The organism is Pseudobutyrivibrio sp. (assembly GCF_017471675.1).
GTDB lineage: Bacteria > Bacillota > Clostridia > Lachnospirales > Lachnospiraceae > Pseudobutyrivibrio.
The window spans coordinates 1-12,316 of sequence record NZ_JAFUSK010000003.1; the positions used below are offsets into that span (position 1 = coordinate 1).

The following is a 12,316-nucleotide window of genomic DNA, read 5'->3' on the forward strand; positions in this document are numbered from 1 at the left end:
ACCATCTTTCCATCCTCCCTGGTTTTAAAATCTTTCCATGGGAGATTATGAAGTATATCCCGCCAACTGCACCTATCGCTGTAAAGGTCATAATATGTAAGCCCTCCTTCCATGTTTTATACGCAAAAAGGGATATCAGCATCTCTTGCCAATATCCCTATTTAAAGCCATCATTCGATGGTATCCATATTCACTTTTATATCCGGATTTTTTGTGTTCCCCGTCTCCAGTTCAAAAGCTACCGCCACGGTAATTTTCTGAATCAGGGTTTTTTCCTTGCGATTTTCCTCCACATAATTGAAAGAGAAAAACTCGCAAAAGTGCGTAAATTCAAGGATTGTCAGGTATTCTGCCTTGTTAGCAGAACCACAGTCTCCACATGATAAGTTCCAGGGAACATATCAACGCAGGCCAAGCGGGTTACATGATAGCCGCGTGCCAGGAAGACTTCTAGGTCGCGGGCAAGGCTGGTTGGCTTGCAGGAGATGTAGACTAGTGAATCTACACCATAATCGATAATTTTGTCCAGGGCCTTTGGATGGATGCCGTCTCTAGGTGGGTCAAGGATGATGTAATCAGGCTTTTCTGAAATGTCATCAAGAACCTTAAGAACATCGCCTGCGATGAAGTCGCAGTTATCAAGACCGTTGAGCTTGGCGTTTTCCTTAGCTGCCTCAACAGCTTCGGCGATGATTTCTACACCTGTTACATGCTTTGCTGCAGGTGCGATAACCTGAGCGATAGTGCCTGTACCTGAATAAAGGTCGTATACTTCTGCTCCATCAGCACCAGCAGCAATGAAATCACGTGCTGTACTGTAAAGCACCTCTGCTCCAAGTGAATTAGTCTGGAAAAATGAAAATGGTGTGATGGTAAATGAAAGACCAAGAAGCTCTTCCTTAAACCAGCTTTGTCCGTAAAGCACCTCTGTGCCTTCGTCTGCTACCACATCAGCTTCTCTATCATTTTTGGTGTGAAGAATGCCAGTAAGCTTTCCTTCCCAATCCTGACATTTCAAAAGTGCCTGCTTCCATCCCTCTAAAAGAGCAAGCTCGTAGATTGATGAAATCTGTGTGCTGGTAACCAAATCTACTAAGATTTCACCTGTCTTTGTTGCCTTACGAACAAGCAGATGGCGCAAGTAGCCTTCATGTGTATTCTTGCGATAATATGGCTGCTTCGCATTTGCGAAGTAATCTAAAGTGATTGTAAGAACTCGACGCATATCTGTATCGATAATCTGACAACCATCTACTGTAACAACATCATAGAAGCTGCCCTTCTTGTGCATACCAAGTGTAAGTGGGCCGTCCTTTACCTCATCTCCGAATGAGAACTCCATTTTATTACGATAACCAAACTGCTTTGGGCTGGCTTTGATGCCTTCGTATGTGGCATTCCATACTTCTTCGCTGATGACAGGAGCCATTAAATCATGAATCATGCCCTCTTTCAGCTTTAGCTGCTCCTCGTAAGGAAGCGACTGATATGTACATCCACCGCATTTACCATAATGTACACAATAAGGCTGCTCCATTTCCATAGGAGATGGAACATCTAGGGAAAGAAGATTTCCCTGGGCCTTTTCTTTTGAACTCTTTTTAACTCTTACTGAAACAGTCTGACCTGGCAACACGCCCTTAACGCGAAGACGGTCGCCCTCGGCTGTTTCTATTATACCTTTGTTAGGGAAAGAAACCTTTACTACTTTTCCCTGAACTATTTCACCGCGTTTCATATACACCTCATCAGTCAGCTGACGCTGACAGCTTCCCCTCAAGGGGAAGCCTTTTATACTTTCTTTAATTTTGCGAAGGAAGCGAACATCTTCTTCACGCCGACGCCGTCGAAGTCTACGGTGACTTCGTAGTCGCGGCCTTCGTCGATGATGTCCTTTACTGTACCTTCTTTAAATTTGATATGGCTGACTCTGTCGCCGATGCCATATTCCAATTCTGATTTTTCTATCTTAGTTCCGTTTTTGTTGGCAACTGCGGTAGTGGAACTTCCTACCGTATATACGTTAGTCTTAAATGTATCACGTACTGAGCGCTTGTTATCGCCATAGCTTGTGGCGATGGCTGGGCCTCTGCCAGAAGGCTTTTGATACACAGAGTATTCTCCAATAGGAGTGCTTGAATAATCCTCCATAGGCTTTGGTTCCCAAAGATTGCCTTTGATTAAATCCTCAGGTATTTCCTTAACGAAGCGGGAAATCTTGTGGAACTGAGTCTCACCACGAATCATACGCATACGGGCAGCAGTCATAGTAAGATGCTCTCTAGCTCGGGTGATTCCAACATAGACAAGACGGCGCTCCTCTTCTAATTCTGAATCGGCTCCGCCACCGTCAAAGATAGCGCCCTGACCTGGGAATAGGCCATCTTCCATACCCGCCATGTATACCCGTGGGAATTCAAGACCCTTAGCACCGTGAAGTGTCATGAGCACAACATAGTTATCGCTTTCTTCATAGCTGTCTATATCAGCAACAAGAGCAACATCCTCTAAGAAGCCTGAAAGTGTAGGCTCTTCATCGTCGTCTCTGGCATCCTTTTCGTAGGCTACGGCCTTTGTAAGAAGCTCGTCGATATTCTCGATACGAGCCTTGGCCTCATCTGTGCCCTCTGCTCTAAGCTCAGCCACATAATCTGTCTGGTCTAGGATTTCCTCTACAAGGGATGATACAGATTCCTCTGTTGCAATCTTTCTGAGCTTTTCGATTAAATCTGTGAAGCCCTTAATCTTAACTGCAGCCTTTCCGATAGATGGAATATCATTGGCGTGAACAAGTGCCTCATAGAAATTAAGACCATGCTCCCTGGCGTAATCTGACACCTTTGCAATGGATGTGGCACCAATACCACGCTTTGGAATATTGATGATTCGCTGCACAGCAATATCATCTGCCCCGTTATCAACTGTCTTAAGATATGCAAGCACATCCTTGATTTCCTTACGGCTGTAGAAATTAACACCGCCCACAATTTTGTAAGGAATGCCCTCGTAAATCATCTTTTCTTCTATAAGACGAGACTGGGCATTGGTACGATAAAGGATTGCGCAGTCCCTGTAATCTGCCTCACCCTTGCGGACAAAGCCTGCTATGTTGCTGGCAATGTAGCTGGCCTCCTCATAAGCGCTGTCGAATTGCTGGAACTGAATCTTATCACCAGCCTCCTCCTCTGTCCAAAGAGCCTTTTCCTTACGGCCTTCGTTATTTGCAATGACTGCATTGGCAGCATCCAGGATATTGCCTGTACTACGATAATTCTGCTCCAGCTTTATAACGTGAGCCGCTGGAAAATGCTGTTCAAAATTCAAAATATTATAAATATCAGCTCCACGGAACTTGTAAATAGACTGGTCATCATCACCTACAACACACAGGTTCTGAGCTCCGCCTATAAGCAAGCGAACAAGCTCAAACTGTGCCGCATTGGTATCCTGATACTCATCCACCATGATGTATTTGAACTTGTCATTATAGTACGCCCTAACTTCTCCATCCAAACGAAGAAGCTCAACAGTCTTCATAATCAAATCATCAAAATCAAAGGCATTGTTCTGACGAAGACGAGCCTGATATTCCCTGTAAACAGATGCTTGACGTGTCATATTATAATCACCCATGGCACGATTGGTAAATTCCTCAGGACCGATTAATTTGTTCTTAGCATCAGAAATAACATTTAAAAATGTACGTTCCTTAAACTGCTTAGTATCTATCTGAAGATATTTGCAAATATCCTTCATTAGGGTCTTGCAATCATCTGTATCGTAAATGGTGAAATTGGTGCTGTAGCCCTGACCAAGTCTCTCGCAAAATCTTCTCAGGATTCTTACACAAGATGCATGGAATGTAGCAACCCACACCCCATCTGAACCAAAGCCTACTATATTATCGATACGCTCGCGCATCTCACGTGCGGCCTTGTTAGTGAAGGTGATGGCCATGATATTATATGGCATTACCCCACGCTCTATTAAATAAGCAACACGATGTGTAAGCACCCTGGTCTTACCAGAACCGGCACCAGCCAGGATAAGCACTGGACCATCGATAGTCTCAACACCCTCACGTTGCCTGTCATTTAACATACTTAAATCCATAACTATTAATTCCAATCTTTAACTAATTCGAAAATTTGTTCTGAATAATTCTATCATATAAAAATCATTCTATCTATATAATCCTTAGTTTTCCTTTGGATTTTCTTTAGTACTATTTTCTTCCTTCTCTTCACCCTTTGAATCACGACCTGCCACAAACTGTTCAATCATCATCTTTTTAACAAATACATCGAAAGCAAGCTCGCAGATAAATGTGAATTCCTGCAGCTCTGCCCTAGATTCCTCATCCTGATCTAAGAATGCTTCCTTACTAAGATTGTACTTTCGGATAATGTCCTTTGTAACATCATTGGCAACCTTGCTTTCGTAGCCAACCATAGCGGAATAAATATCGTAAAAGCCAAGCCCCTCATCTACTCCAAAATATCTCTCATTAATTGGATCTAGAATATTCTTAATATCCTTCATGGAAAGGAAGTTCTTCAGATAATATATAAAAATCAGATTAAGCATGTGGTCCCTGGAATATTTCTTTTTCTCAGGCGATGGCAAAATCTGATTCTTAGTGTAGTTGTTAATCATGGTCTTGGTCATTGCCTTGTCCTCAGTGGCCTCACGCACAGTACCAAGCTCCTGGTCAAGGAATGTAAGCACCTGATCCATATACAAATCTATATTAGGAATATCCTTTGGATGGACATAATCTATCTCTGCCAATTGATGTAAAATATTGCTTAGTCTTTTCTTTGTGCTGTCCATACTCCCTCCTCAAATTAAGCAAAAAAATAAGATGTAGTCTCAAAAACTACATCCTACATTTTATCACAATAATTATGCTATTTAAACAATTACTGACTGATTCTCTTAAGCACCATATCATATCCATCATTACCATAGTTAAGAGCACGGTTAACACGGCTGATAGTAGCTGAGCTGGCACCTGTTTCGTCAGCGATATCCTGATATGTGCGCTCCTCTCGAAGCATTTTAGCAACCTCGAATCGCTGCTTCATAGCGACCATCTCGTTTACGGTACATAAATCTTCAAAAAACTCGTAGGCTTCCTCTACGGTTTCAAGACTAAGAATAGCTCTCAAAAGCTCGTCCATTTCTGCTGTTTCAAGTTTCTTGTTCATTATAATATACTCCTATTGATTCCTCGTTTAATATGCGATTATTCTAATGGAACTTTATAATCTAAAAAAACACAGAATTACACACAGTTCGTTCTGTATGAATTCAGTTTAGCACATTAAAGTTTTAAAGTAAAGAACCATAAATAAAAAAACACAATAAAATGGCCCTAAAAAAGGGCCATCTGCTATTTTACGCTAAAGCACTAAAAAAGTAAAGCATAATTTTATTTTATAGAATTGTAACACCTCTATCGCCAGCATATTTAATATCTTCCTCAGGCCAGAAAGAACACTGAACCTCACCAATATGGCACTTGCGAAGGAAGAACATACAGATACGGCTCTGTCCAATACCACCGCCAATTGTATATGGAAGCTTCTTTTCAAGAATTGCCTTCTGGAATGGAAGTGAAGCTCTATCCTCGCAGCCAGCCTTTTCAAGCTGACTCTTAAGGCTATCCTCATCCACCCTGATTCCCATAGAAGAAAGCTCAAGTGAAATATCATCAACTGGATAATACACAATGATATCTCCATTTAACTGCCAGTCATCATAATCAGGAGCACGGCCATCATGCTTCTGACCTGACTCAAGCAAATCACCAATCTTCATAAGGAAAATAGCACCATATTCCTTGGCAGCTTCATACTCTCTCTCACTGGAAGAAAGATTAGGCCATCTATCCTCAAGCTCCTGAGTAGTAATAAAATGAATCTCCTCTGGCAAAATGCACTGCACATAATCATAGGCGTTTGCAATGTATTTTTCTGTAACACGAAGTGCTGCATAAACACTCTTTACGTACTTCTTAAGAGTCTCCTCATTCCTATCAGCTTTTTCGATTATACACTCCCAGTCCCACTGATCCACATAAATAGAATGAATATTATCAGTGTCCTCGTCACGACGGATTGCATTCATATCTGTATAAAGGCCTTCGCCCACATTGAAGTGGTATCTACCAAGCGCCATTCTCTTCCACTTAGCAAGTGAATGAACAACCTCTACCTCTTTATCACCCTGCTCCTTCACACCAAAGGCAACTGGGCGTTCCACACCATTCAAATTATCGTTAAGACCTGACTCTGGCTCAACAAATAGTGGAGCCGTAACACGATGAAGATTAAGCTCCGCTGTAAGCTGTGCCTGGAAGAAATCCTTCACCTTCTTAATAGCAATCTGTGTCTCTTTCAAATCAAGTGCCGAAGCATATCCATCTGGAATGTATATCTTGCTCATATTCTCCTCCTATGTCAAATCCGCCGACCGCCAAGTGTTCCGTGCTCCCGCAGGGCACCCTCCATACCTAACCATGGGAGCCCGCCGGCGTGGGCACCCACCCATGGTCAGGCATGGCGCCCCCCTGCTCGCGCTTACCAAGGTTATGATGTCGGCTTGGGTTATTAAGTGAGTAATCATTGAGTTGAGACATACATGTCTTTCTAAAGACCTTAAAGTGCCGTCCCTACTTAGGTGGTGCAACGCAGCACCTTACGTAGGGCAACGAGCACGACATGAGCGAAAGCGTGTCTTAGAAAGATATGTATGGGTCAGCGAAAATGATTACGGACTACAGTGGGAAGAACTGCCATTGAAGATTGCCTACGGCAATGGCAGTTCTGGGCAATCAAATTCACACATGTTCATGTGCGAATTTGATTACAGATCGCAATTACCTACGGTACGTGGGAATGGGATGACGTCACGGATGTTACCCATTCCTGTGAGGTACATTACGCAGCGCTCGAAGCCGAGTCCGAAGCCTGCATGACGAGAGCTACCGTATTTACGAAGGTCAAGGTAGAACTGGTAGTCCTCTTCCTTAAGGCCGCATTCTTCCATTCTCTTGATGAGTACATCGTAGTCGTCCTCACGCTGAGAGCCACCGATGATTTCTCCGATACCAGGAACGAGGCAGTCCATAGCTGCTACTGTCTTGCCGTCATCGTTGAGCTTCATATAGAAGGCCTTGATTTCCTTTGGATAATCTGTAACGAATACAGGCTTTCCAAAAATCTTTTCTGTTAAGTATCTTTCGTGCTCTGTCTGTAAGTCACAGCCCCAAGATACCTTGTAATCGAATTCGTCGTTGTGCTTCTCAAGCTCAGCAACAGCATCTGTGTATGTGATGCGTCCGAAATCAGAAGTAGCAACGTGATGTAATCTATCAAGAAGTCCCTTGTCGATAAAGCTGTTGAAGAATTCCATCTCCTCTGGAGCATGCTCTAATACGTAGTTGATGATGTACTTAATCATATCCTCTGCAAGTTCCATATCATCCTCAAGATCAGCGAATGAAATCTCTGGCTCAATCATCCAGAACTCTGCTGCATGACGAGTTGTGTTAGAGTTCTCAGCTCTAAATGTAGGACCAAATGTGTAGATGTTCTTAAATGCCTGTGCGTATGTCTCACCGTTAAGCTGACCAGAAACTGTAAGGTTTGTAGCATGGCCGAAGAAATCCTGTGAGAAATCTACCTTGCCATCCTCAGTCTTAGGGATGTTGTTAAGGTCCATTGTTGTAACCTGGAACATCTCGCCTGCGCCCTCACAGTCGCTTCCTGTAATAAGTGGAGTGTGAACATATACGAAATCACGCTCCTGGAAGAACTTGTGAATAGCATATGCGCAAAGAGAACGAACGCGAAATACTGCCTGGAATGTGTTTGTACGTGCACGAAGATGTGTCTGTGTACGAAGGTATTCCATTGTATGTCTCTTTGGCTGGATTGGATAATCTGGTGTAGATTTTCCTTCAACTACAACCTTTGTAGCCTGAATCTCAAATGGCTGCTTAGCCTCTGGTGTAAGCACTACTGTACCTGTTACGTATACAGCTGCACCTACGTTAAGGTGACGAACCTCGTCAAAGTTATCAATCTTATCCTGGTTGAAAACTACCTGCACTGGATTAAAGAAAGTACCATCTGCAAGTACTAAGAATCCAAATGTCTTTGAATCACGCATGTTGCGAACCCAACCAGAAACAGTTACTTCCTTATCTCCATATTCTTTGAAGTTTCTAGAAAGAGTTCTAATATCTGTTGTTTTAACACTCATATCTTTTCTCCTCACTAATTATTAGCAATAAATTAGCCCCATCAAACTTGCGCTTGATGAGGCTTTCTAATTCTTACATATTTGAACAATCTTCAAATCTCATCAACACAATAAAATTAAATCCCCTGATTATTATTCACGGAATTATTGTTATTATTGTTATTGAGATTATTAAGCATAGATGTAAATGCCATGATTGTCCCCTTTCTTTATTTGAGTAAAGTATAGTTATTTACGTTTTTAATGTCAACCCTTGCCTTAGTTTTTTTTCATATTTATAATGTAGGTTATGCAGTATTTAGATTAGGAGAAGAATCAATGAATAAAAAAGAAGTAAATGAAATAAAGCGACGTTTTAAAAAGGATTCCGTCAACTTTGACAAGATGGTTGGCTGTTATGTAGATGCTAACAAGGAAATGGTTCTTACATTTAAAGAGACCTTCCTTAATCTTGAGGATGAGGAATTTCATAAATATCTGGAGATTGCCAACAAAGCCATGTCTGGAACTATTGGAAACAATCTTTTAGAGCTTCCATTTGACCCAGAATCAGAAATAGAAGGAAGCGGTCACGATTTACTTATGAGGCTTCGTGAGACGGGCCTTCAGGACGAGAAGCTTCTTATTGAATACTATAATCGTATTATTGAGTCTTATGATTATGTTGGAAACTATCTAATTGTATTGTTCCATGACACTTACGATGTTCCTATGAAGACTAGCGATAACCTGGCATTAGATGAATCTGAGGAAGTGTACGAATACATCATCTGTGCTATCTGCCCTGTTCAGCTTTCTAAGGCAGCACTTGGCTACCGTGAGCAGGAAAATCGCATTGGCGCAAGAGATAGGGATTGGGTTGTAGGCCCTGTTGATACTGCATTTACATTCCCTGCTTTTACAGACCGTTCCACTGATTTGCATGCATGCCTTGCATACACTAAGAACACTAAGGAGCCTCATGTTGAGTTCTGGGAAAACTGCATCGGCTGCGGCACACGTAAGACTACCACACAAAAGAAGAACGCATTTAACAATATGCTTAACCAGGCTCTTGGAGAAGAGACTGACGAGACTCTTGAGACAAAGCTTGATATCCAGCAGAACCTATCAGATTTCATCACTGTAGAGGCAGAGCGCTTAGGACCTGAAGAGCCTATTATATTAGAGCCACAGGATGTTGCAAATATCCTTACAGATTCTGGACTTTCTGATGTGAAGGTTGAAAAGATTCAGGCTAATTTTGAAAACTATTTTGAAGAGCAGCTTCCACTTGCAGAGGAAATCTTAGATGAAAAAGCTCTTAAGAATAATGAAATCAGAGTTGAAAAAAATGTGCTTAAGGAACGTGTTGTTGACCTTACTAAGCAGCTTAAAGAAGCCACAGGAGAAACAGCCGATGGCAAGATACCTGACATTGTTGTAAAAGTATCTGAAAGCAAGGCTGCAGATGTTACTACAGCTTATGTAGACGGCAAGAAATGTGTATGTGTTCCAATTGAACCAGATGAGACATTTGTGCTCAATGGCGAACAGATATAAAAAAACCTTCTCATTAAATGAGAAGGTTAATGCGCAGTATACTGATGAAGCGCTTATGTTGAAAAACACCTCATCAGTCACCTGCGGTGACAGCTTCTCCTCAAGGAGAAGCCTTTTTATTTATCTAACTCATCAAGGTGAGGAATTGCAACCTCGCTCATAAGCTCGTTAGACATATCCTCTAAGATATGGTTGAGTGTTGCGATTTCTTCCTTAGAGAAGTGTTCCTCAGAACGATCTGCAACTGTGCTAACATAGCCTGTTGAAAGATTGAGATAATCAAGATACTTATCTGTAACGTGTAGGTGGAACTCTCTTCTATCTGTCTGAGACTGTACCTTCTGCAAATATCCTTTTTCAATCAAGCAAGCAACCTTATAAGCTGCGTTTGGTGATGAAATGCCGATGAAATCAGCAAATTCTTTAACTGTAGGATTGTTCAAGCAATATATAATTTCTACGCAAAATAATTCAACTATAGTAAGTGATGTCTCTCTTGAATGTAGCTTGTTAAACATCTCCTGATAAAAATGAATTTTGAATTTGGTATAAACCTCTGTAAGATTTTTTTCTAACATTTTTGACTCCTAACTTTCTTTAACTTTATTACCTACAGAATATCATACTCAATTTATTCGCCAATGGCAAAGGAAATTTCAGCTTTTGCAACAATTTTTTCATCGATTGTGGCAATAGCCTCCCCAAACCCTACTGGTCCTTTCCTTGCTGTAAGGGTGCATTCGAGGTTTAAAACATCACCAGGTTCCACCTGTCTTTTAAACCTCGCATTCTTGATACCGCCAAAGAACGCAAGCTTACCTTTATTTTCCTCTTCCGTTAAAAGTGCAACTGCACCTACCTGAGCCAGTGCTTCTATAATTAGAACACCAGGCATAACAGGATGTCCAGGAAAGTGGCCCATGAACTGCATCTCATTAGCTGTAACGCACTTGATGCCCTTAGCATACTTACCTGGTTCACACTCTACCACCTTATCCACCAAAAGAAATGGATAGCGGTGTGGCAATATTTCTTGAATTTGAGAATTACTTAACTGCATATAAACTCCTAGTCCGGTGTTACATACACAATCATAAATATAATCCGTCGCGAGATTGGCTCCTTGATTATATTTATAATTGTGTATTACACCTCATCTAAACTCCATAGTCCGGTGTTACGTAAACAATCATTAACACAATCCGTCGCGAGATTGGCTCCTTGCTTGTATCAATAATTGTTTACTACGCCTCATCTAAATTTCCTACGCTTCGTATTTACGAAGTACGATTGATGCGTTGTGGCCGCCGAAGCCGAGGGCGTTGGAAAGGGCCACTTTGATGTCGGCCTTGCGTCCGATGTTTGGGACGATATCAAGGTCGCAGGCTTCGTCTTTTTCAAGGTAATTGATAGTAGCTGGTACGAATCCATCCCTAAGGGCAAGTGAGGTAATAATGCCCTCTACGGCACCTGCTGCACCAAGAAGATGGCCTGTCATTGATTTGGTTGAGCTTACCATAAGCTCATACGCATGGTCACCAAAGGCCTTCTTAATAGCCAGCGTCTCACCGGCATCGTTTAGGCTTGTTGATGTACCATGGGCATTGATGTAATCAACATCTTCCATCTCAAGCCCTGCATCCTTCACTGCAAGAGCCATGCACTTAGCGCCGCCCTCGCCCTCTGGATTAGGAGCTGTGATATGATAAGCGTCACAGTTAGCACCATAACCAATTATCTCAGCATAAATCTTAGCACCACGAGCTTTGGCATGCTCTAATTCCTCAAGTACCAATATGCCGGCACCCTCCCCCATTACAAAGCCATGTCTTTCCTTATCAAATGGGATAGATGCTCTATTAGGATTTTCGCTTGTACAAAGCGCCTTCATAGACTGGAATCCACCAATAGCAAGGGGCATTACTACACCTTCAGCACCACCGCAAACCATAATATCCTCATAATCATCTCTGATACGATGGAATGCATCACCTATGGCATTGTTTGAGCTGGCACAAGCTGTTACAACACATGTACACATACCCTTAAGACCATACATAATTGCAATCTGACCTGCTGCCATATTACTGATAGACATTGGGATGAAGTATGGAGAAATCTTGCCATAGCCCTTTTCCTCCCCCTTGCCATGCTCCTCAGCGATGGTAGATAGGCCGCCGATTCCTGATGAAACAATGCAACCTACTCTATCTGCATTTTCCTTATCCATCTGAAGACCTGAATCTTCAAAGGCTTCCTTTGCAGCAGCACAGGCATACTGTGTGTACACATCCATACGTCTTGCCTCTTTTGGGCCAATAACCTCTGCCGCGTCAAAATTTTTCACTTCCCCAGCGAGCTTAACTTTCAAGTCACTTGTATCAAAATGTGTTATAGGGCCGATTCCACATTTACCTGCCTTTACAGCATCCCATGTAGCCTCCACATCGTTTCCAAGGGGATTAACCGTTCCCATGCCAGTGATAACAACTCTTCTTTTCAT

At 42.2% G+C, this 12,316-nt stretch carries 10 protein-coding genes; 1 reads left to right on the forward strand and 9 read right to left on the reverse strand.

Annotation, left to right across the window (positions count from 1 at the left end; all coding sequences use genetic code 11):
• Positions 1-340 precede the first annotated feature (340 nt).
• From rlmD to asnS, 6 genes are all read right to left on the reverse strand, one after another.
• Positions 341-1,738, reverse strand: a complete 1,398-nt coding sequence (gene rlmD, locus IJ535_RS00430; protein ID WP_294297235.1) for a 23S rRNA (uracil(1939)-C(5))-methyltransferase RlmD — start codon at positions 1,736-1,738, stop codon at positions 341-343.
• 53 nt (positions 1,739-1,791) lie between these two features.
• Positions 1,792-4,113 (reverse strand): ATP-dependent helicase, encoded by a 2,322-nt coding sequence (locus tag IJ535_RS00435; protein ID WP_294297238.1) that lies wholly within the window; start codon positions 4,111-4,113, stop codon positions 1,792-1,794.
• A gap of 84 nt (positions 4,114-4,197) precedes the next feature.
• On the reverse strand, positions 4,198-4,833 hold the full coding sequence (locus tag IJ535_RS00440; protein ID WP_294297241.1) for a DUF1836 domain-containing protein: 636 nt from the start codon (positions 4,831-4,833) through the stop codon (positions 4,198-4,200).
• A gap of 89 nt (positions 4,834-4,922) precedes the next feature.
• A complete protein-coding gene (locus IJ535_RS00445) occupies positions 4,923-5,210 on the reverse strand; it encodes a YerC/YecD family TrpR-related protein (protein ID WP_294295904.1) in 288 nt (95 codons plus the stop codon).
• 229 nt (positions 5,211-5,439) lie between these two features.
• Positions 5,440-6,450: an aspartate--ammonia ligase gene (gene asnA / locus IJ535_RS00450; RefSeq protein ID WP_294297244.1), complete on the reverse strand. Its 1,011-nt coding sequence runs from the start codon at positions 6,448-6,450 to the stop codon at positions 5,440-5,442.
• 420 nt (positions 6,451-6,870) lie between these two features.
• Positions 6,871-8,271, reverse strand: coding sequence for an asparagine--tRNA ligase (asnS, locus tag IJ535_RS00455; RefSeq protein ID WP_294297247.1), 1,401 nt, complete (start codon positions 8,269-8,271; stop codon positions 6,871-6,873).
• Between the two features lie 318 nt (positions 8,272-8,589).
• Here asnS and IJ535_RS00460 point away from each other — a divergent pair, with 318 nt between their 5' ends.
• Positions 8,590-9,813: a DUF4317 domain-containing protein gene (locus tag IJ535_RS00460; protein WP_294297250.1), complete on the forward strand. Its 1,224-nt coding sequence runs from the start codon at positions 8,590-8,592 to the stop codon at positions 9,811-9,813.
• A 116-nt stretch (positions 9,814-9,929) separates the two neighbouring features.
• On the opposite strand, the gene IJ535_RS00465 is transcribed toward IJ535_RS00460, so the two are convergent.
• The 3 genes from IJ535_RS00465 to fabF form a co-directional block, all read right to left on the reverse strand.
• Positions 9,930-10,391, reverse strand: a complete 462-nt coding sequence (locus IJ535_RS00465; protein WP_294297253.1) for a MarR family winged helix-turn-helix transcriptional regulator — start codon at positions 10,389-10,391, stop codon at positions 9,930-9,932.
• 53 nt (positions 10,392-10,444) lie between these two features.
• Positions 10,445-10,873, reverse strand: a complete 429-nt coding sequence (gene fabZ, locus IJ535_RS00470; protein ID WP_294297254.1) for a 3-hydroxyacyl-ACP dehydratase FabZ — start codon at positions 10,871-10,873, stop codon at positions 10,445-10,447.
• A gap of 204 nt (positions 10,874-11,077) precedes the next feature.
• Positions 11,078-12,316: a beta-ketoacyl-ACP synthase II gene (gene fabF, locus IJ535_RS00475; RefSeq protein WP_294297256.1), complete on the reverse strand. Its 1,239-nt coding sequence runs from the start codon at positions 12,314-12,316 to the stop codon at positions 11,078-11,080.